This window comes from Acetobacterium fimetarium (assembly GCF_014284475.1).
Classification (GTDB): Bacteria; Bacillota; Clostridia; order Eubacteriales; family Eubacteriaceae; genus Acetobacterium; species Acetobacterium fimetarium.
The window spans coordinates 1-21,441 of the sequence record NZ_WJBC01000032.1 but is presented as its reverse complement, the minus strand read 5'-3'; the positions used below and the strand labels follow the sequence as shown (position 1 = coordinate 21,441).

Below are 21,441 nucleotides of genomic sequence, written 5' to 3'. Positions count from 1 at the left end.
AATGTAATTGCTGCTGTTAATGTCGTTTTACCATGATCGACATGTCCGATTGTTCCAACATTTACATGGGGCTTATTTCTTTCAAATTTTGCTTTTGCCATTTGTTATTCTCCTTAAAATTTATTTTGTTAGTTTCGTTATTATTTTCGGCCTTCAATTATTTCTTCAGAAACTGTTTTAGGTACTGCTTCATAATGTGAGAACTGCATCGTGGAAAGGCCACGACCCTGAGTTTTACTTCTTAATGCAGTTGCGTAACCGAACATTTCAGATAATGGTACCATCGCTTTGACGATCTGAGCGCCGCCACGCATTTCCATTCCTTCAACACGGCCACGTCGAGAACTGATATCTCCAATTACGTCACCCATGTATTCTTCTGGAATGACAACTTCCAGAGCGAATATCGGTTCCAGAATTACAGGATCAGCTTTTCTCATACCATTTTTGAACGCCATCGATCCGGCAACTTTAAATGCCATTTCGGATGAATCCACGTCATGGTAAGATCCGTCATAAACGGTAACTTTAAGATCAAGTACCGGATAGCCGGCCAATACACCATTGCGCATTGCTTCCACAATCCCCTGGTTAATCGGGTTAATGAATTCTTTTGGAATTGATCCCCCAACTGTCTTGTTTTCGAAGACATAGCCAGTACCTGGTTCAACTGGTTCCATATGAATCAGACAATGACCATACTGACCACGTCCACCAGACTGACGGGCAAATTTACCTTCAGCATCAACTGCTTTGGTAATGGATTCTTTGTAAGCTACCTGAGGTGCACCAATATTAGCTTCAACCTTGAATTCTCGAAGCATACGATCGATGATAACATCCAGGTGAAGTTCTCCCATACCAGAAATAATCGTCTGACCGGTTTCTTCGTCAGTTCTGATTCTGAATGTTGGATCTTCTTCAGCCAGTTTTGCTAACGCTGTACTCATTTTTTCCTGACCAGCTTTTGTCTTAGGTTCAACAGCAACATGGATTACTGGTTCTGGGAATACCATGGATTCCAGAATAATCGGTGCTGTATCAACACAAAGAGTATCCCCTGTTGTCGTGTCTTTCAACCCAACTGCAGCGGCAATATCTCCCGTATATACGGTTGATATTTCTTCACGATGGTTCGCATGCATTTGCAGAATACGTCCGAGACGTTCTCTTTTGCCTTTGGAAGAGTTGTAAATATAAGAACCGGAGTTAATGGTTCCTGAATAAACTCTAAAGAATGCAAGTTTACCGACAAACGGGTCAGTCATGATTTTAAACGCCAATGCTGAGAATGGTTCTTCATCACTTGCGTGTCGAACTTCTTCTTTCTCAGTATTAGGATTAATTCCTGTGATTGGAGGTACATCAAGTGGTGATGGCATAAAATCGACGATTGCATCCAGCATTGGCTGAACGCCTTTGTTTTTGTAGGATGAACCGCAGACAACAGGAACAATTTCATTGTTCAATGTTGCTTTACGAATAGCAGCCTTGATTTCATCAACACCAATTTTTTCGCCTTCAAGGAATTTTTCCAGGATTGATTCATCATAATCCGAAATGGATTCGATCATCTTTTCCCGGTATTCAGCAGCTAAATCTGCCATATCTTCAGGAATATCAACAACTTCAATGACTTCGCCTAAATCATCTTTGTAAATTTCGGCATTCATTTGAATCAGGTCAATAATTCCGATAAAGTCACTTTCTTTTCCAATAGGTAATTGAATTGGAACAGGATTCGCGTTTAAACGATCCTCCATCATTGCCAGTACATTATAAAAATCTGCTCCAGTAATATCCATCTTGTTGATATAGGCCATTCTTGGAACATGATATTTATCGGCTTGACGCCATACTGTCTCTGATTGAGGTTCAACGCCACCTTTTGCACAGAATACAGCGACAGAACCGTCAAGAACTCTTAAAGATCGTTCAACTTCAACGGTAAAATCAACGTGTCCTGGCGTATCAATAATATTGATACGATTTTCATTCCAGAAACATGTTGTCGCTGCTGAGGTAATGGTAATACCTCTTTCCTGTTCCTGTTCCATCCAGTCCATTTGAGCTCCCCCATCATGGGTTTCTCCAATTTTGTGAATTTTTCCGGAATAGAACAGGATTCTTTCTGTGGTAGTGGTTTTTCCTGCATCAATATGTGCCATAATACCTATATTTCTTGTTTTTTCTAAACTATAACTTCTTGACACAGATGCTTTCCTCTCTTATTTCTAATTTTTAAATAAAGACTTACCAACGATAGTGTGCGAAAGCTTTGTTAGCTTCTGCCATAGCGTGTGTATCATCTTTTTTCTTAACAGCTGCACCACTATTATTCAGTGCATCCATGATTTCTCCAGCCAAACGATCTTTCATTGTTTTTTCTGATCGTTTTCTGGAATAATTAACTAACCAACGCAGCCCTAAAGCTTGTTTACGTTCAGTTCTTATTTCCATTGGAACTTGATATGTAGCACCACCGACTCGGCGAGCTTTAACTTCTAAAACAGGAGTAATGTTTGCTAACGCTTCTTCAAACGCTTCAAGCGCATCTTTTCCGGTTTTTTCATTTACTTTTGCAAATGCTTCATATACAATTTTTTGGGCAACACCCTTTTTCCCATCCAGCATGATGTTGTTGACTAATTTTGTTACAACAATGCTTCCATAGATTGGATCAGGTAAAACTTCTCTTTTTGGAACAGGTCCTTTTCTAGGCACTTTACTTCCCTCCTTAACATTTTTTTATGTTCATCGGTACTCGACATCCAACGTTACGTTGTTGTGCGTATAGCGTCTCTAACATATATTTGGTCTCGATCATCCACGAGCGCTTTAATATGCAGCACTATGCACTACTACTTTTTAGGCTTTTTAGCCCCGTATTTGGATCGAGCTTGTCTACGAGCATCAACACCAGCGGTATCAAGAGCACCACGGATAATTTTGTAACGAACCCCTGGTAAATCCTTAACACGTCCGCCTTTAATAAGAACAATACTATGTTCCTGTAAATTATGGCCGATACCTGGAATATAAGCAGTCACTTCCATTCCGTTTACGAGACGTACTCTGGCAATTTTTCTTAACGCAGAGTTTGGTTTCTTTGGTGTGGATGTTCTAACTGCTGTACATACACCTCTTTTTTGAGGATTTGCTTTCAACGCTGGAGTCTTTGTTTTATCTTCCATGCGTTTTCTTCCTTTTTTCACAAGCTGATTAATGGTAGGCATTTAGTCCTGCACCTCCTTTTAAAATAATATATCAATAACCCGCTAGGGTCATCAATGACTTCATCAAAGAATTGGGAATGCCTTCAAAGGCGGCAATCCCAATTCAGTTTATTTAATAATCGCAATCACTGCTGCTCCACGATCAATGCCGCCAGCCTTTCCGAGTCCAACTTTCGTTTCAACCCGCTCTACTGGCACATGATGATCATTGCAGCATTCGATGATGCTTTTTTTGATACTCTCATCGGTATCTTCTGCCAAAAATACTTTAAGCGCTTTTTCTTCTTTCACAGCTTTAAGGGTTTGTTTCATTCCAATTACTTTTGAAACATCAACAAATTGATTCATAGCGTTTCTTCTCCTTGCTGTTGATGTGTTTCTTTTAAACACGCCTATTAACTATACCTGTTTGCCGGGAAATTGTCAAGAATTATTCTTTTGTCAAGAAATCCAGATCAAAAATATCCAGATCGGTGATAATTGCTTCATCTGTCTCTTCTTGAGTTTCCTCCACATGAGCATCGAGAATCTCATCGTCAAAAACAATATCCAGGATCTCCGTACTTTCTTCAAGTTCATCGAACTCTTCATCAACGTCTTCTTCCTCACGGTCATAAGTGAGTTCCATATCAGCATATCGGCTGACGCCGGTACCGGCTGGTATCAATTGACCGATGATGACATTTTCCTTGAGTCCGATCAGTGGATCGACTTTGCCTTTGATGGCAGCATCGGTCAGAACTCGTGTTGTTTCCTGGAAAGAGGCTGCTGACAGGAATGAATCGGTCGCCAGCGAAGCTTTGGTAATACCCAATAATTCTCGGCCGGCTGTAGCGGGTTCTTTACCTGCTTCCAACGCAATCTCATTTTCGTCTTCAAAAGTGAAAATATCAACCATGCTTCCTGAAAGAAGGTTGGTATCCCCAGGATTTTCGATTTTTACTTTTCTCAGCATCTGACGACAAATCAATTCAATATGTTTATCCCCGATGTGAACCCCCTGGAGACGGTAAACTTTCTGTACTTCCTGAAGGAGGTATTGCTGAACATGATCAATTCCCTGAATTCTTAAAATATCACTTGGATTGATGGAACCTTCCGTGATTTCATCCCCGGCTTTCACGTTATCGCCGGTATGAACACGCAATCGTGAGCCATACGGAATGAGATAAACTTTCATTTCTCCATCTGATCCGGTAATAACTGCTTCTGTTTTCTTTTGGGTATCCTGAATTTCTACACGACCGTCAATTTCCGAAATAATGGCCTGACCTTTTGGCTTACGGGCTTCAAAAAGCTCTTCAATACGTGGAAGACCCTGGGTGATATCTTCAGCTGATGCAACCCCGCCGGTATGGAAGGTACGCATGGTCAGCTGGGTACCCGGTTCTCCGATTGACTGAGCGGCGATAATACCGACAGCTTCTCCGATTTCAACCGGTCTCCAGGTTGTCAAATCGGCGCCGTAGCATTTTTTACAGACACCATGTTTCGACTTACAGTTAAGGACAGAACGGATCTGTACTCTTTCAATTCCAGCGTGAATAATCGCTTCGGTCGCATCGACACTAATCATTTCGTTGGCCGGTACGAGGATTTCTCCTGTTTCCGGATGGATGATATCTTCAAATGCATATCTGCCCACCAGTCGTTCTGCCAATGTCTCAATAATTTCACCGTGGTCATTGATCGTATAAACTTCATATCCGCGCTCGGTGCCACAGTCTTCTTCACGAACAATAACATCCTGGCTGACATCAACAAGACGTCGTGTCAAATAACCCGAGTCGGCTGTTCGGAGGGCGGTATCCGCAAGTCCTTTTCGCGCACCATGGGTGGACGAGAAGAACTCAAGAACATTCAGACCTTCACGGAAGTTTGAACGAATTGGCAGCTCGATGATTCGACCGGTTGGGTTGGCCATCAAACCACGCATTCCCGCAAGTTGTCTGATCTGGTTCTTACTACCACGGGCACCGGAATCGGCCATCATGTTGATTGGATTCCAGGCGTCCAGATGATCCAGCAGGGCATCGGTAACTTCATCCGTTGCTCCATTCCAAATTGACACGACATTATTGTAACGTTCTTCGTCACTGATGAAACCTTGTCGGTACAATGTCAGATTTTCTGCGATTTTATCATCCGCGCGAGACAGAATTTCTTCTTTATTCTTCGGCACTTCCATATCACTGACGCCAACGGTGATGGCACCTTTGGTTGAGAATTTAAAGCCCATACCTTTAATTTCATCCAGAACTTCAGATGTTTTAGTCGGTCCAAAGCGCTTATAGCAGCGATCAACAATCTCAGTCAATACTTTTTTATTGACTTGTCTGTCAATTTCCAGTGCAAATTTTTCTTCTAATGTATCACGTTTTACAAAACCAAGTTCCTGTGGAATGATCGTGTTGAAAATGAATCGTCCCACCGAACCCTCAACTAATCGGGTCATCTGTTCGCCATCAATCTCTTTAGTAATTCGGACTTTGACCACTGCATGCAGCTCAACTTCTTTATTGAAGTACGCCATTTCCATTTCATCGAGATCTCTGAATACACTTCCAGTTCCTCTTACATTTTCTTTGACGATTGTCATGTAATAAGAACCAAGAATCATATCCTGGGTTGGTGATACAACCGGTGTTCCGTCCTGCGGCTTGAGAATATTATTTGATGCCAGCATCAGGAACCGCGCTTCGGCCTGTGCTTCAACTGATAGCGGTACATGGACAGCCATCTGGTCGCCATCAAAATCGGCATTGTATGCTGTACATACCAGTGGATGAAGCTTAATCGCTTTACCCTCGACCAGAATTGGTTCAAAAGCCTGAATACCCAAGCGATGAAGGGTTGGTGCCCGGTTTAGTAGAACCGGATGTTCCTGGATAACATCTTCCAGAACGTCCCAAATCACGGGGTCCAGTTTTTCGACCATTTTTTTCGCACTTTTTATATTCTGGGATAAGTTACGTCCGACCAGTTCTTTCATAACAAATGGTTTGAACAACTCAATTGCCATTTCCTTAGGCAGTCCGCATTGGTACATTTTCAGATTTGGTCCAACAACGATAACTGAACGTCCGGAATAATCGACACGTTTTCCTAAAAGGTTCTGACGGAAACGGCCTTGCTTTCCTTTGAGCATATCACTCAAAGATTTGAACGGGCGATTTCCCGGTCCGGTAACAGCCCGGCCGCGTCGGCCATTGTCAATCAGCGCATCGACTGCTTCCTGAAGCATTCGTTTTTCATTTTGAACAATGATATCCGGAGCATCCAACTCCAGCAGTTTTAAAAGACGATTATTACGATTGATGACTCTGCGATACAAATCATTTAAATCAGATGTTGCAAAACGCCCACCATCCAGCTGCACCATTGGTCGCAGCTCAGGTGGAATAACCGGAATCGCTTCCAGGATCATCCACTCTGGACGGTTGTTGGAATTTCTGAACGCTTCCACTGCTTCTAATCGTCTGGCGATTCGAATTTTTTTCTGACCGGAGCTCCCTTTGAGCTCTTCTCTGAGCACAGCCGATTCCTGATCAAGATCAACCATTTTCAATAATTCCTGAATGGCTTCTGCCCCGATATTGGCTGTGAATTTATTGCCAAATTGTTTTTTTGCTTCTTTGTATTCTGCTTCTGTCAGAATCTGTTTGTATTCAAAATTACTTTCGCCGGGGTCTGTTACTACATAGGCAGCAAAATAAATAATTTTTTCCAGATTTCTCGGTGACATTTCAAGAATCAGTCCCATTCGACTGGGGATTCCTTTAAAATACCAGATATGTGAAACCGGCGAAGCTAATTCAATATGCCCCATCCGTTCACGTCTTACCTTAGACTTTGTTACCTCAACACCACAGTTTTCACAGACAATGCCTTTATGGCGAATACGTTTATATTTTCCACAATTACATTCCCAGTCTTTCTGCGGTCCAAAGATTTTCTCGCAAAACAACCCCTCTTTTTCCGGTTTCAGGGTTCTATAATTAATAGTTTCCGGTTTCTTAACTTCTCCGCGTGACCACTCTCTGATTTTTTCAGGTGATGCCAATCCGATTTGTAAGGATTTGAAGGTGAATTCCTCGTTCAACAAATGGCTTCGCTCCCTTCTTTAATAAATTTATTTAACTTATAATAAGTCGTCGTCATTATCATCTATGCTCTTAATCTGGAAAGATTCTTCCAGCTCGCTCTCATCCAGGTCTGTAATTTCAGGACTGCCGATTTCAATCGCCAATTCTTCCAATGGGTCGCGTTCATCCAACTCATCGTCAAGATGTTTAACCATTTCCTGATCATTGAGGATGTTAACATCCAATGCCAAACTCTGGAATTCTTTGATCAGTACTTTAAATGACTCTGGAATACCTGGCTTGGGAATATTTTCGCCCTTGACAATTGCTTCATAGGCTTTAACCCGTCCGACAACGTCATCTGACTTGATCGTCAAAATTTCCTGCAGGGTATGCGCGGCGCCATAAGCTTCCAGCGCCCAAACTTCCATTTCCCCAAAGCGCTGGCCACCAAACTGGGCTTTTCCACCCAAAGGCTGCTGCGTAACAAGGGAGTATGGTCCAGTTGATCGCGCATGCATTTTATCATCAACCAAATGATGTAGTTTAAGCATATACATGTAACCGACGGTTACCGGATTATCGAAAGGTTCTCCGCTGCGGCCATCGAAAAGCTGAATTTTACCGTCCTGCGGCAGACCAGCTTGATCCAATAGTTCCATGATATCATCTTCATTTGCGGGGTCAAAAACAGGCGTGGCAATATGCCAGCCGATTTGCCTCATCGCCAGTCCCAGATGAACCTCCAGAACCTGACCGATATTCATACGGGACGGAACCCCAAGCGGATTAAGAACAATCTCAAGTGGTGTGCCATCAGGCATAAACGGCATATCTTCTTCCGGCAGGATTCGGGAAATAACCCCCTTGTTTCCATGCCGACCAGCCATTTTATCACCGACTGAGATGCGACGTTTTACAGCGATAAGGACGCGAACCAGTGTGTTGACACCCGGTTTGAGGTCTTCATCTTTATTCTCTCGAGAGAACACTTTAACATCCAAAACGATTCCGGATTCTCCATGGGGAACCTTCAACGATGTGTCTCTGATTTCACGGGCTTTTTCGCCAAATATTGCTCTTAACAGCTTTTCTTCGGCAGAAAGATCGGTCTCCCCTTTGGGAGTAACCTTACCAACCAGAATATCGTCGGATTTTACTTCAGCACCGACAAAGATAATTCCGCGTTCATCCAGATTCTTAAGTGCATCTTCGCTGACATTAGGAATATCGCGTGTGATTTCCTCTGGTCCGAGCTTGGTTTCCCGGGCTTCGGCTTCAAATTCTTCAACGTGAATGGAAGTAAAGACATCTTCCTTTAATAATTTTTCATTGATGAGCATCGCATCTTCATAATTATAACCTTCCCAGGTCATAAATCCGATCAGGATGTTTCGGCCAAGTGCCAATTCTCCCATTTCAGTTGAAGGACCATCCGCGATGATCTCGCCTGCCTCAATCCGTTGGCCTTTGTTAACCAGCGGCTTGTGATTCATGCAGGTGCCCTGATTAGAGCGTTTGAATTTCAAGAGTGTGTATTTATCAAGCTCGCCGTTATCCGTTCGGATGTGAACGGCCGAAGCTTCAACACGTTCAACAATTCCCGCATTTTGGGCGATGACACAGACGCCGGAATCATAAGCAGCCTTGCATTCCATCCCCGTACCGATAACCGGTGCTTTTGGAATAAGCAGTGGAACCGCCTGACGCTGCATGTTGGCCCCCATAAGCGCTCGGTTGGCATCATCATTTTCAAGGAAGGGAATCAGCGATGTCGCCACAGAAACAACCTGTTTTGGCGAAATATCCATATAATCAACCCGATCCGGTGGGATCAGTACAAAATCCCGCATGCTTCCGGCACGGCCGGTAACCTGTTTGCGGGCAAAATGGTTGTTCTCATCTAAAGGTTCATTTGCCTGGGCAATGGTATAACGGCCCTCTTCATCAGCCGCCAGATAATGAATCTCCTCTGTTACAACCCCATTATATACTTTCCGATAGGGTGCTTCGATGAAACCATACTCATTCACTCGCGCATAAGTACTGAGTGAACCGATCAACCCGATGTTCGGGCCTTCAGGCGTTTCAATCGGACACATTCGGCCATAATGGCTATGGTGAACATCTCGCACTTCAAACCCTGCTCGTTCACGGCTTAGACCACCAGGTCCCAAAGCAGACAAACGTCGTTTATGCGTCAATTCTGCCAGCGGATTCGTCTGGTCCATAAATTGCGATAACTGTGAACTACCGAAGAATTCTTTCAGTGCGGCGTTTACGGGACGCGTATTGATCAGTCCCTGCGGAGTCAGGATTTCATCGTCCTGAACCGACATTCTTTCACGAACAACACGTTCCATTCGGGATAATCCGATTCTGAACTGATTCTGGAGCAGTTCGCCAACAGAACGAAGACGACGATTTCCCAAATGGTCGATGTCATCGATCGCTCCGATATCATAATCGAGTCCGATAATATAACTGATTGACGCATGAAGATCTGAAATAAGTACGTGTTTTGGCACCAACTCATCCATGCGTTTTTTCATGGATTTCTTCTTTTCTTCATCGGTCATATCTGATTCTAAAATTTCTTGTAGAACATCATAAAAAACAAGTTCTTTAATTTCCAGATCACTGATATCAAAGGGAATATCCTGGACATTGATATCGACAAAACCGTTTCCGATAACACGAACCGTTTTATCTTCCACTTTGACATCAACGACGTTGATACCCGCATTCTGGATATCTGTCGCTACGTCGATGGAGATGATTTCCCCTTCTTCGACATAAACTTCTCCCGTTTCAGGATCGATAATTGTATTCGCTGCACGCTGGCCCGCGATTCGGGTTGCAAGCGCCAGCTTTTTATTGTACTTATGTCGGCCGACTTTTGCCAAATCATATCGTCGGTCATCAAAAAACATCGAATTAATCAGGGATTGGGCACTTTCCACCGTTGGTGGTTCACCTGGTCTCAATCGCTTGTAAATTTCGATGAGGCCATCCCGTGTTGATTTCATATTATTGTTTTCATCTTTTTTAATGGTTTCGATTAATCGATAATCATCCCCATAGAAATCAAGAATTTCCTGATTGGTTCCCAGACCCAATGCCCGAATCAGGGCAGTGATCGGTAATTTACGGGTACGGTCAATTTTAACGTACATAATATCATTAGAATCTGTTTCATACTCCAGCCACGCACCACGATTTGGAATAACCTGAGCTGAAAATAATTTCTTTCCAAGTTTATCACGCGTTAAAGAATAATATGCCCCTGGTGATCTCACCAGCTGGCTGACAATAACACGTTCCGCACCATTAACGATGAAGGTTCCTGTTTCTGTCATTTTATGCAAATCGGCCATATAGACCTTTTGCTCTTTAACCTCATTTTTTTCCTTGTTGATTAAACGGACTGTCACTTTTAATGGAATAAAGTAGGTTTGATCCCTTTCTTTACACTCTTCTACCGTATACTTCGGCTTACCTTCAATTGAATAATCGACAAACTCCAGAACCAAATTCCCGGTGTAGTCTTCAATCTTATCGATATCGTCAAAAACCTCTCTCAGGCCTTTTTGAATAAACCATCGATATGATTCTTTCTGAACCTCGATCAGGTTCGGCATTTCAATAACTTCTTTGATTTTAGAAAAGCTTTGGCGTGTTCTTAAACCAGTTTTTTCAGGATGCAACATTACCATCCAATATCACCCCTCGCAAAAATACTCAGCAACGAACTGCCATTTATGAGGCCCATAGCTCCTCCTTCTGGCGTCCTTAATTTGCCTGTTGTGTTTCATCTCCCCTTGTGTTATGATAATCAAGTAATCAATTTCATTAGCGTAGATTCTGCATTACTTCCCCTTTGATCAGTTGGTAATTATGGAATCTCCGATAGGCGATTGACCGTTTCAAAATCCATGACAAGGATGCCTGATAATCTTATTTTAAAAGATACCAATGCAATTTAATATGCTATCATACATTTCTTAATTTGTCAATTTTTTTACAGTGCTTTTTTGCATTGTTTTCAAAAAATATTAAGCCTTCCCAACATAAAATCGGGAAGGCTTTCTTTATATCTCGATAAATATTCTATAAGTTCAACTCGTTATTTTCTGAACCGCCGCCAGTTAATCGCCTACTTGATACTTTTAAGCCGATACTTCTTTGTCGCTTTTTTGCTCTGTTCTCTGAGAATACTGCTCAAGAACTCCTGGGTTCTCTTTTCACGTGGGTTATTAAAAATGTCTTCCGGCGTTCCTTCCTCAAGGATTTTTCCGGAATCCATAAAAAGAACCTTATTTGCAACTTCTCTGGCAAAGCCCATTTCGTGGGTTACCACCACCATTGTCATATGCTCATTGGCAAGACTTTGCATGACACTCAATACTTCACCGGTCAGTTCCGGGTCCAGTGCCGATGTGGGCTCATCAAAAAGCAGAATATCCGGATTCATCATCAAGGCCCGGGCAATGGCAACCCGCTGTTTTTCCCCTCCCGACAAAGTGGACGGCATGGCGTCAATGCGCTCCAGTAAACCGACTTTATTTAAATAGGATTCGCATCGCTGATTCATCTGCGCTTTTTCTTCTTTTTTCACAACCTTTGGCGCCAATTCCAGATTTTGCCGAACGGTGAGATGCGGGAACAGATTAAAATGCTGAAAAACCATACCCATTCTCATGATAATTGCCCGAATATCCTGAGCAATGGGATAAACGCCAGCGTTAAGCAGGGGTTTTCCCTCCATAATGATATCGCCGCTATCCGCTTTCTCCAAATCGATCAGACAGCGAAGCAACGTTGATTTTCCCGAACCGGAAGACCCGATGATCGCCACCACATCGCCCTTGTTCACCGTAAATGAAATATCGTTGAGGACATGATGATCGCCAAAGCTTTTATTCAGTTTATTTACTTTTATAATTTCCATGTTGTTTCCCCTAAAATTCATATTTCGTTTCAAGCTTCTTGAATACCATCGTGATCACAAAATTGATCATCAGGTATAAGACGGCGGCAACCAGAAAAGCAAATGTGCCGCCATCCCGGTTGACTGCTGTTTTGGCATAGTGCAGAATTTCAGCAACACCGATAACCGTTATCAAAGCCGTGTCCTTGACCAGCGTAATGGTTTCATTGCTGATTGACGGCAGGCAGACCCGAATCATCTGTGGAATGACAACCCGCGTCATCGTCTCAATTTTTGTCAATCCCAAGACCTTTGCCGCTTCATATTGCCCCTTGTCAATGGCAAGCAGCCCGCCCCGGAAAATCTCCGCAAAATAAGCGGCATAGTTCATGCCAAAGGCGATGCACGCGGCAGTGAAGCGTTCAAAAATAAGAAATTGTCCAAAAAAAGGTAATAACGGCAAGCCGAAATAGACGAACATCAATTGAAGCAGCAAGGGCGTTCCCCGCATGACATAAATATAGGCATCGGCAAAGGCTTTTATCGGTTTTATTTTACTCTGGGCCATCATGGTAAAAAGAAAACCTAATGGAATTGAGCACACAATGGTAACCGCAAAGACGCTGAGCGTAATAACCATCCCCTGTAGCATCGGCAAAGTAATGTTTGATAAATAGGTTAAAAAATCTGACATAATCGTTCTCCTAAGGAATGAAATAAAAAAGGGGCTATTGCAAAAGCCCCTTTCAACAAGTAATTTTTTTTAAAAAATTATGGTTTGTAAATAATGTCTTCACCGAACCATTTAGTAGAAATAGCAGCTGCCGTTCCATCAGCAATCATCGCATCAAGCGCATTCTGAATTTTTGTTTGCAGTTCAGTATTGCCTTTTTTAATTCCAACGCCATAGAGTTCCGGTGACAGACTTTCATCCAGAATTGTATAAGACGCAGTCTCTGATTTGATATAGTAACGAGCCACAACGGAATCCACGATCACTGCATCGATACGGCCAATACCCAAATCGCTGAGTGCTGAAACATTCTCTTCATATTCATTCATCGTCGACTCTTTACTGATCGGATCAGCCGTATAAGCATCATATGCTGAAGATCCTTTTTGCAGACCGATATTTTTGCCGGCTAAATCAGCTTTTGTTTTAATGGTCGAATCGTTTTTAACAACAATTACCTGATCGTTTTTAAGATATGGTTTTGAGAAATCCATGGCCTGTTTACGTTCATCTGTGATGGTCAAGCCATTCCAGATAACATCGATATTTCCGGAATCAAGTTCCAGTTCCTTGGTATCCCAATTGATCGGTTGCAGAACCACTTCCATTCCCATCCGCTTACCAACTTCTTTTGCCAGATCCACATCAAAGCCGACGATTTCATTCTTATCATCTCTGAAGCCCATTGGCGGGAAAGAATCATCTAAACCAACAACAAACGTCTTATCATCATTGTTTGCAGTTGTTTTGCTGTCCGTTTTTTTCGAACTGCTACAGCCAGCAAATAAACCAGCTACAAGAACGACAGTAAGCATTAACACGAGTATACTTCTTTTTTTCATTCCTTTTTGCTCCTCTTTTTCTAATATAATTACCCCGCTATTATACACTTTATCACTGTGCATTGCTAGTCCTTTACATTAAAATCCTGGATAAAATTTCAATCGAAAAGGGGACAACCTCTGCATTTTTCAGCAGAAATGCTCAATCACAGGCATTCATTTTCCATTTTTTTAAATACTTCTCTTGTTCTCTTCTTCAATTCGTTTCTGACACTTATCACAGATGCCATAGATTTCAAGCTGATGGCCAAGAATGGTGAAGCCGATTTTTTCGTTTAATTTTTTTTCATATTCCTCAAAAGGGCATTCGTCAACCAGAATGATTTCTTTACACTCCACGCATACGAGATGATGCTGATGTTTAAAATCATTGCGTTCGAATAATGCTTTGTTATCACTGACCGAACTTGTTTTAATGATCAATTCTTTCTCGGCAAGGGTGTTTAAAACCCGATAAACCGTCGATAAATTGATCGCGACCTTTTCAGTGACAAGAGCCAGATAGATCTGATCGGCATTTAACGGCTGCGTGGCTTTTTCAAGTATATTCAAGATTGCACTGCGTTGTTTGGTATTCTTTAAGCCGCTATGTTGCAAAGCTTCTTTGTGAGATAATGTTTCGCTCATATTATTCCTCTTTTCATCGCTAATTCTTTATTAATCGCTTCTTCTAAGCAAACTTATTTTTAAATGCAAGAGTTAAAAAGAAAAGGATGCCGGATACCAGAACGATGGTGGCTCCGGTTGCGGTATTCAAATAGTAGGAAGCAATCAATCCGCAAATGCCTGAAAATACCGCGATGACCACTGAAACAAGCGTATATTGTCTGACATTCGTGGTAATGTTTCGCGCCCCTGCCGCCGGCAATACCAGCAGCGAGTTGATGATCAGAAGACCGACCCACTGGATTGAAATGGTCACAATGACCGCCACGATGGCGGTAAAAACCATTTCAATTAAAAGTGTTTTGACCCCCCGACTGCGCGCCAGGGATTGATTGATGCTGACCAGTAACAGCTTGTTGAAAATCAGAACCCAAAGAAGAAGGATACTCAAAAAAACAATGATCAGCACCACGATTTCTGATGGTGTAATGCTGAGCAAATCCCCGATCAGATAGGATGAGTATTTGTTAAAACTGCCACCCAGAGACAATAGCACCAGTCCAAGGGCAATGGCTATCGATGAAAATACACCAATAATCGTATCCGTTGAAGTCCGGCTTCTGTTTTTGATCACCGTGATGATGATCGCAAATACAATCGAAAACACAACTGCTGCCGAAACAGGGCTTGCCAGACCAATCAGCGCGCCAATTGCAATTCCGGTGAAAGCACCATGGCCCAATGCGTCTGAAAAGAAAGCCATTTTATTGCTGACGATCATTGTTCCCAGCAAACCAAAAAGTGGCGTGATCAGCAAAATAGCCAGCAGCGCATTTTTCATGAACTCGTATCCAGCCCATTGAAACGGCAAAAGAGCATCAACTAAGCTATACCATAAACCAAACATCATCGGTCACCCCGCTCACTGCTTTCCTGGTCGTTTAATCTTCTTTTAAACCATGACGCACCAAATATTTTGGCCGTTATTTCATTACTGAAAACTTCTTGCGGCGATCCATTACCGAGCACTCGACCATTCAATAAAACCACGCGGTCCGCATACTGTTCAACAACATCCAAATCATGGGAAATCAGAATAATCGACAAATCATATTTTCTGCGCAATTCCGATACGGTATCGTAGAAAACTTCCAGTCCGTTCTGGTCAATGCCGGATACCGGCTCATCCAGAAGCAATAAATCCGGAATCGGATCGAGCGCCAGTGCCAGCAGAACCCGTTGCAGCTCACCACCGGATAACGCCCCAATTCTACGATCGATCAGATGCTCCGATTTGACAATTGCCAGACTTTTTTCAACCCGATTTCTTATTTTTTTTGTACTCGTCAACCAGGCCGGAATTTTTGAATTGCACACCATAAAAAGATCCAGTACACTGGTGGGAGTACCGATATCAAAGCTGAGGTGCTGTGGCACATACCCGATGATGGGTTGAATCCGGTTCTCCCCATGTTCCCGTAAATATTTCAGCTGCCCCGAATGTCTGACATCACCAAGCATTGCTTTTAAAAGTGTGCTTTTCCCCCCGCCATTGGGTCCGATAATCGCCGTTAGTTCGCCGCAATGAATATGCAGGTTGACATCCTCAAGCACTTTCGTATTGCCAAAGCTCACACAGAAATGCTCAACCCTGGTGCAGCATAACCCTGAACATTTCTCTTCATTTTCACAATGCACAGTTGCGTTTTGCACCTGATTTAAATTCGCTTCACTTGACTGTTCCATCATTTTAACGCCTCTTCCAGCGATTTCAGATTACTGTCCATCACCTTCAAATAATCGTCATCGGCCGATTCATCCGCTTCTCCCGTAACCCCCGGATCCAGCGAGTATACTTTAGCGCCGGTTTCATTGGCGATGGTCTGGGCAGCCTCTGCCGAATACTGCGGTTCTGCAAAAAGGGCCTTGACGTTTGATGCCTTTATTAGTTTTATCGTATCTTCTAGCTCTTTCGGCGATGGGGCCGTCCCGGGCTCTCTTTCGATCACATCAACAATGTTCAGATTGAATTCTTTCGCAAAATACGGGAACGCTTCATGGAAAGTGATGATATCGCGGTTGCTGACAGCATCCAACGAAGCATGCATTTTTTCTTTCTCCGCTTCTAGTTTTGCAATATAGACCGCCGCATTGCTTTGATATGCTGCCGCATGATCCGGATCCAGTTCCGAAAGCTGGTCTGCAATATTTTTCACCTGGATAATCGAGTTGGAGATGCTCACCCAGACATGGGCATTATCTTCACCTGACTCATCTTTGATCAAATCTATGCCTTCACTGACTTCCACAATTTTGAGATTTTTCTCCTGTTTGATAACATCAGCCAGGAAGTCCTCCATTCCCGCCCCATTGACGACAAAAGCATCTGCTCCCGCAAGGGTTTTTAAATCCTGCGGTTTCAGCTGATAATCGTGGAGACAGCCTGTCTGCGGTTGTGTCATATTGATTACCTCTACATCGGGAACATCTTTCGTCACATTAATTGTTTCAACATACATCGGATAGAAAGAGGTGACAATTGTAAAACCATCCGAAGTCTCCGATTTTATTGGGCCGCTGTTTGACGCACACCCGCTTAAAACAGCAACAGAAATGAATAACATAATAAAAACACCAATTTTTTTTGAGCGCACAACAATTTCCTCCAAATGATAATGATTTGCATTTGCATTTGTTTTTATTATACACCCAAATTTAGCAAAAGCAACTCCTGATTGATTAATTGTAGTATCGATCTGTGCGCGTTGTTTATTTAAGCCAACCGGCTGATCGTTTGACCGCCTTATCCCAGAAGCCGCAGAGTTCCTCGCGTTTTGCATCGCTGATCTGAGGCTCAAAACGCTTTTCGACTTTCCAGAACTCGTTGATTTCTTCAAAGCTGTCCCAGTATCCGACGGCCAGACCGGCGGCATAAACGGCTCCCAGTGTCGTCGTTTCGGTGATGATCGGTCGTTCCACCGGTATCCCCAGAATGTCCGACTGGAACTGCAGCATGAAATCACTCTTGGCTCCGCCGCCATCCGCTCTCAGTTTTGTCAGTTTGAATCCCGATTTCTTTTCCATAACATTGAAGGCGTCCTTCACCTGGAACGCCATGGATTCCAGTGCGGCCCGGGCGATATGATGTTTGGTGGTGCCGCGCGAAATGCCGATGATGGTGCCACGGGCATATGAATCATAGTAGGGTGCCCCCAGCCCGACAAACGCGGGCACAAAATATACCCCGAGACTGTCTTCCACCTGAAGCGCCAGTTTTTCGGCTTCTCTGGCATCATCGATGATGTTCAGTCCATCCCGGAGCCACTGAATGACGGCTCCCGAAACATCGGCCATACCTTCCAGGCCATAATCCGTTCGGCCTTTGGCGCTCCAGAGCACCGGCGAGAAAATCCCGTCTGAAGGCGGCACGTAGACATCCCCGGTGTTCATGACCATAAAAGAACCGGTGCCGTAAGTATTTTTCGCCATGCCTTTTTCTAGACAGCCCTGTCCAAAAGCAGCCGCCTGCTGATCCCCCAGAATTCCGGCAACCGGTATTTCCGCACCAAAGAAAACCGCCGGATCGGTCATGCCATACACTTCACTGGAGGTCCTCAGCTCAGGCAGGATCTCCCGCGGAATTTTCAGCTCGTCCAGAATCCACGGATCGTAATCCAGGGTTCTGGCATTCTGCAGCAGGGTGACAGAGGCATTGGAGTAATCGGTCACGTGGGCACGGCCGCCGGTCAGTTTCCAGACCAGCCAGGTATCGATGGTGCCATAGAGCAGCTCGCCATTGTCAACGCCGGCTTTCACTTTTTTATCATTGTCCAGAATCCAGCGAATTTTTGTCGCTGCATCATTCGGCACGATAACCATTCCGGTGCGATCAACAATGCCATCTCTGTCTTTCGCTTCCAGCGCTTCGCAGATTTCCAGGGTTCGTCGATCCTGCCAGACAATGGCGCGACAAACCGGCTGCCCGGTTTTTCTATCCCAGAACAGCGTGGTCTCACGCTGATTGGTGATGCCGATGGCCTCAATTTCCGTCGGTTTGACATCACCGTTTTTCAGGGCTTCTGCCACCATCTTCATCGTAACGTCCCAGATTTCACCGGCATCATGTTCCACCCATCCGGATTGCGGAAAATGCTGGGTGAATTCCGAATAAGCCTGGGCAATGATATTCACCGCTTTATCGAAAATCATCACCTTTACGCCAGTGGTACCTTCATCAATTCCCAAAATATATTTCATTATTCTCCTCCATTTGTTTATTTTTGATAGACAACATTGCCCTGATAGATGGTCATTTCCACAGCAATGTCCTTGATGCAGTCAGATGGTACTGTCAGGGGATTATCCGACACGACCGTGATGTCGCCTGCTTTTCCGGGTGTCAGCGAGCCCCGAATTTTTTCCTCTTTTGCAGCAAATGCCCCATCGATCGTGAACAGCCGCAGTGCTTGATAAGGACTGATCGCATTCCTTAGATAGGGCGGATTAACTGCCGCATGAATACCCAGCAGCGAATCAATCGGGGTGACATTGGAATCGGAGCCGCCATTGACGATGAGTCCCGCTTCCAGGAAATCATGAATGGGATAGGCCCGGCGATTTCGTTCCGCGCCGACGCGATCCGCGTAAACGCTGTCCGGGCCGCCGCGCAGGTAGGTGAATGCCGGCTGCGTAGAGATGACTGCCCCCAAATCCGCCGCCCGCTCAATATCCCGCTGATCAGGAAAGCCGAAATGCTCCAGCCTGAAACGGTGGTCATCCATGGGATACTGGTCCAATGCTCTTTCAAGACAGTCCAGCACCTGCGCAATGGCACGCTGTCCAATCACGTGGAACCCGGTCTGAAGTTTGTTTTGATGCGCCGCAACAATGTAGTCGGTAATCCATTCGTCATCGTAATACAGCTCGCCATTCGTGCTGGAATCATCCGCATAGGGTTCTTCAAAGGCGGCTGTCCGGGAACCAATGGAGCCATCCAGCAGAATATCGGTCCCAATGATATTGAGATCTTTGTTAGTCACCTCTTCAATTCTGGTGCTGCACCAGTGAAGCACGACGTGCACCGGCAGACTGTCGATGATTTTAAGAAAAACAGGGATGTCGTCATCCGACGAAAGATCGCCGCCTTCCATGGCGTGAATCGTAGTCACCCCGGCTTTTACCGCCAGATCCGCCGTATGGCGGATCGCGGTTTCTCTTTGTTCTTCTGTCATTTTGTCAAAAAAGAATTTTCTGGCATGGCTGTGAGCCTGGTTTTTCAGCCTTCCGGTCAAGCTGCCATCTTTATCTTTGATCAGGCCATCTTCACTTCCTGAAAAGCACATAGCCTCCATCGCTGCCGTATTGACCTGGGTATAATGAAGGCCCCGATCCGCCAGATAGACGGGGCGCTCTTTAAACACAGCATCCAGCTCACTGGCGGACGGCGGTCTTTTTTCTGCCAAGCGGGACTCATCAAGGCCATAGCCGTAAATCCATTCCTTGCGGTTGGGTGCCTGTTCGCTTTGCAGGGTTTGCAGAACCGCTTCAATGGACCGGCACGGAAATAAATCGATGCCGATGGCGGATAATCCGGTGTTCATCATATGAACGTGGCAGTCATGAAGTCCCGGTAAAAAGGTCTTTCCCTGCAGATCGATCACCTGCGAGTTTTCATCACGTGCCATTTTACTGATGGTCGCTGTGCTTCCAATAGCTTCAATTTTTCCATCTTTGATATAAATTCCCTGACACTGCGGATGGTTCTCATCCATAGTAATGCCGACTCCATTAATGAGGGCAAGCTTGTTTGTCATTGTTGTCTCCTTCCTCATATATAAATTTCTTAGGTAATAAAGTGACATACGAAAAAAATCCGCATCATACCGAGGGCACCATCCAGGAAATCCCGGTGTGCTGCACCCACAGTATCATACGGACATCTCTTAAACTCTTGCCCTGTGTCACTCTTTGTAATGGTTTACTTATTTTCTCATTCTATTCCTTAATCTCAAAATTGTCAAGGCTCTCACCGCAGCATTTTCAACAAACTACTTACCGTTGTCGGCAAATCAGTGCCGGGAACAACTGCAGTATCACTGTCTCCGGCACTTACTTTTTTACTTTCTCTGTGTCTGTAAAATTAAAAAATGTTTTATGAATTCCGCTCTTATTAAATTCTTTATGGCATATTGTTATAAAAAATTTCCAGAATGGCAGCACTGGAAGCAGAGCCGGCATCGCGGTGACCAATTGCCCGTTCACCCAGTCGCATCGCCCGTCCCTTTTTTGCTATAATGGGGGTCGTCGAGTCCGAGCCGGCCGATCCGACTGCAGCTGCTTTTTTCATCGCATCTTTAGGATCCAGTTTTTCATCGACATAAGCAGCCTTTAGTGCATCCGCAGCCGGTCGCAGCGTATCAACCATGGTTTTATCCCCAACTTTGGCTTTGCCGCGCTTTTCGATAATAGCAACACCGGCTTCCATCATCTCGATGAATTCATCAAAAGTCACTTCTTCCTTTCCTTTTACAGGCAGGCCAAATTTCATGAAAAACCCGCCGTACAATGGCCCGGAAGCACCGCCAACCTTATCCAACAATGCCGTTCCGACATTTTTGAACAGGGTACTGATATCTTCTGCTTTCCAGCTTTCCAAATTTTTGGTTACTTCACGAAAGCCGATGCTCAGGTTCATCCCGTGATCACCATCGCCAATGGTGGAATCCAGTTCCGAAAAATAATCTTTTTTTTCTTCTGCCAAAACGGCAAGGTCTTCGATGACCTTGATAAAATAGTCTTTGTTCAGTATATATTCACTCATCATTCTCTCCTGTCAATGGATTAAAGGGCAGACAGAAAACTGCCTGCCCGGTTTTGTTATTAACTCAACTTTCCCAGCCTAATTGACCAAACAAAGCCTTAATAAAAGAGGCCTGAGAGTCAATCCATAGCTGGAGTTGATTTTTTAACAGTGTAGACTTTCTAGAGCCTACCGAATTTAATTGTTCGA

At 44.1% G+C, this 21,441-nt stretch carries 17 protein-coding genes; all 17 read right to left on the bottom strand.

What is annotated here, in order from left to right; all coding sequences use genetic code 11:
- On the bottom strand, positions 1-101 hold a 101-nt coding region (locus tag GH808_RS13920; protein ID WP_039861643.1), incomplete at its 3' end, for a GTP-binding protein.
- A gap of 39 nt (positions 102-140) precedes the next feature.
- Entirely contained in the window at positions 141-2,213 is a 2,073-nt protein-coding gene (fusA, locus tag GH808_RS13915) for an elongation factor G (RefSeq protein ID WP_186843392.1), read from the bottom strand.
- A gap of 40 nt (positions 2,214-2,253) precedes the next feature.
- A complete protein-coding gene (rpsG, locus tag GH808_RS13910; RefSeq protein WP_186843391.1) occupies positions 2,254-2,724 on the bottom strand; it encodes a 30S ribosomal protein S7 in 471 nt (156 codons plus the stop codon).
- A 137-nt stretch (positions 2,725-2,861) separates the two neighbouring features.
- The gene (gene rpsL, locus GH808_RS13905) at positions 2,862-3,236 is read right to left on the bottom strand and encodes a 30S ribosomal protein S12 (RefSeq protein ID WP_186843390.1); all 375 of its coding nucleotides are present in this window, start codon (positions 3,234-3,236) and stop codon (positions 2,862-2,864) included.
- 108 nt (positions 3,237-3,344) lie between these two features.
- Positions 3,345-3,584 carry a ribosomal L7Ae/L30e/S12e/Gadd45 family protein gene (locus GH808_RS13900; RefSeq protein WP_186843389.1) on the bottom strand — a complete coding sequence of 80 codons (240 nt, stop codon included), beginning with the start codon at positions 3,582-3,584 and terminating at the stop codon, positions 3,345-3,347.
- Between the two features lie 82 nt (positions 3,585-3,666).
- Complete coding sequence (rpoC, locus tag GH808_RS13895; protein ID WP_243166230.1) at positions 3,667-7,338, bottom strand: DNA-directed RNA polymerase subunit beta'; 3,672 nt, start codon at positions 7,336-7,338, stop codon at positions 3,667-3,669.
- A 39-nt stretch (positions 7,339-7,377) separates the two neighbouring features.
- Complete coding sequence (gene rpoB, locus GH808_RS13890; RefSeq protein WP_186843397.1) at positions 7,378-11,031, bottom strand: DNA-directed RNA polymerase subunit beta; 3,654 nt, start codon at positions 11,029-11,031, stop codon at positions 7,378-7,380.
- Between the two features lie 446 nt (positions 11,032-11,477).
- Entirely contained in the window at positions 11,478-12,272 is a 795-nt protein-coding gene (locus GH808_RS13885; RefSeq protein WP_207722343.1) for an amino acid ABC transporter ATP-binding protein, read from the bottom strand.
- 10 nt (positions 12,273-12,282) lie between these two features.
- Positions 12,283-12,945 (bottom strand): amino acid ABC transporter permease, encoded by a 663-nt coding sequence (locus tag GH808_RS13880; protein WP_186843387.1) that lies wholly within the window; start codon positions 12,943-12,945, stop codon positions 12,283-12,285.
- Between the two features lie 77 nt (positions 12,946-13,022).
- Positions 13,023-13,826 (bottom strand): amino acid ABC transporter substrate-binding protein, encoded by an 804-nt coding sequence (locus GH808_RS13875; RefSeq protein WP_186843386.1) that lies wholly within the window; start codon positions 13,824-13,826, stop codon positions 13,023-13,025.
- 171 nt (positions 13,827-13,997) lie between these two features.
- Entirely contained in the window at positions 13,998-14,453 is a 456-nt protein-coding gene (locus tag GH808_RS13870; RefSeq protein WP_186843385.1) for a Fur family transcriptional regulator, read from the bottom strand.
- A gap of 43 nt (positions 14,454-14,496) precedes the next feature.
- Positions 14,497-15,339, bottom strand: a complete 843-nt coding sequence (locus GH808_RS13865; protein ID WP_186843395.1) for a metal ABC transporter permease — start codon at positions 15,337-15,339, stop codon at positions 14,497-14,499.
- Positions 15,339-16,178 carry a metal ABC transporter ATP-binding protein gene (locus GH808_RS13860; protein ID WP_186843394.1) on the bottom strand — a complete coding sequence of 280 codons (840 nt, stop codon included), beginning with the start codon at positions 16,176-16,178 and terminating at the stop codon, positions 15,339-15,341. Before GH808_RS13860 ends, GH808_RS13865 begins: the two co-directional genes overlap by 1 nt.
- A complete protein-coding gene (locus GH808_RS13855; protein WP_311135789.1) occupies positions 16,178-17,086 on the bottom strand; it encodes a metal ABC transporter substrate-binding protein in 909 nt (302 codons plus the stop codon). Before GH808_RS13855 ends, GH808_RS13860 begins: the two co-directional genes overlap by 1 nt.
- A gap of 115 nt (positions 17,087-17,201) precedes the next feature.
- Positions 17,202-18,689, bottom strand: a complete 1,488-nt coding sequence (gene glpK, locus GH808_RS13850) for a glycerol kinase GlpK (RefSeq protein WP_186843384.1) — start codon at positions 18,687-18,689, stop codon at positions 17,202-17,204.
- A 17-nt stretch (positions 18,690-18,706) separates the two neighbouring features.
- Positions 18,707-20,245 carry an amidohydrolase gene (locus tag GH808_RS13845; protein ID WP_186843383.1) on the bottom strand — a complete coding sequence of 513 codons (1,539 nt, stop codon included), beginning with the start codon at positions 20,243-20,245 and terminating at the stop codon, positions 18,707-18,709.
- Between the two features lie 365 nt (positions 20,246-20,610).
- A complete protein-coding gene (dhaL, locus tag GH808_RS13840) occupies positions 20,611-21,252 on the bottom strand; it encodes a dihydroxyacetone kinase subunit DhaL (protein WP_186843382.1) in 642 nt (213 codons plus the stop codon).
- Positions 21,253-21,441: the final 189 nt, after the last annotated feature.

What these genes read in the sequence shown, in the direction of transcription:
- GH808_RS13870 (WP_186843385.1), bottom strand. Translation starts at nt 14,453, where the DNA reads ATGAGCGAAACATTATCTCACAAAGAAGCTTTGCAACATAGCGGCTTA.
- GH808_RS13865 (WP_186843395.1), bottom strand. Translation starts at nt 15,339, where the DNA reads ATGTTTGGTTTATGGTATAGCTTAGTTGATGCTCTTTTGCCGTTTCAA.
- glpK (WP_186843384.1), bottom strand. Translation starts at nt 18,689, where the DNA reads ATGAAATATATTTTGGGAATTGATGAAGGTACCACTGGCGTAAAGGTG.
- dhaL (WP_186843382.1), bottom strand. Translation starts at nt 21,252, where the DNA reads ATGAGTGAATATATACTGAACAAAGACTATTTTATCAAGGTCATCGAA.
- GH808_RS13845 (WP_186843383.1), bottom strand. Translation starts at nt 20,245, where the DNA reads ATGACAAACAAGCTTGCCCTCATTAATGGAGTCGGCATTACTATGGAT.
- GH808_RS13880 (WP_186843387.1), bottom strand. Translation starts at nt 12,945, where the DNA reads ATGTCAGATTTTTTAACCTATTTATCAAACATTACTTTGCCGATGCTA.
- rpoB (WP_186843397.1), bottom strand. Translation starts at nt 11,031, where the DNA reads ATGTTGCATCCTGAAAAAACTGGTTTAAGAACACGCCAAAGCTTTTCT.
- GH808_RS13900 (WP_186843389.1), bottom strand. Translation starts at nt 3,584, where the DNA reads ATGAATCAATTTGTTGATGTTTCAAAAGTAATTGGAATGAAACAAACC.
- GH808_RS13875 (WP_186843386.1), bottom strand. Translation starts at nt 13,826, where the DNA reads ATGAAAAAAAGAAGTATACTCGTGTTAATGCTTACTGTCGTTCTTGTA.
- rpsL (WP_186843390.1), bottom strand. Translation starts at nt 3,236, where the DNA reads ATGCCTACCATTAATCAGCTTGTGAAAAAAGGAAGAAAACGCATGGAA.
- GH808_RS13860 (WP_186843394.1), bottom strand. Translation starts at nt 16,178, where the DNA reads ATGGAACAGTCAAGTGAAGCGAATTTAAATCAGGTGCAAAACGCAACT.
- GH808_RS13885 (WP_207722343.1), bottom strand. Translation starts at nt 12,272, where the DNA reads ATGGAAATTATAAAAGTAAATAAACTGAATAAAAGCTTTGGCGATCAT.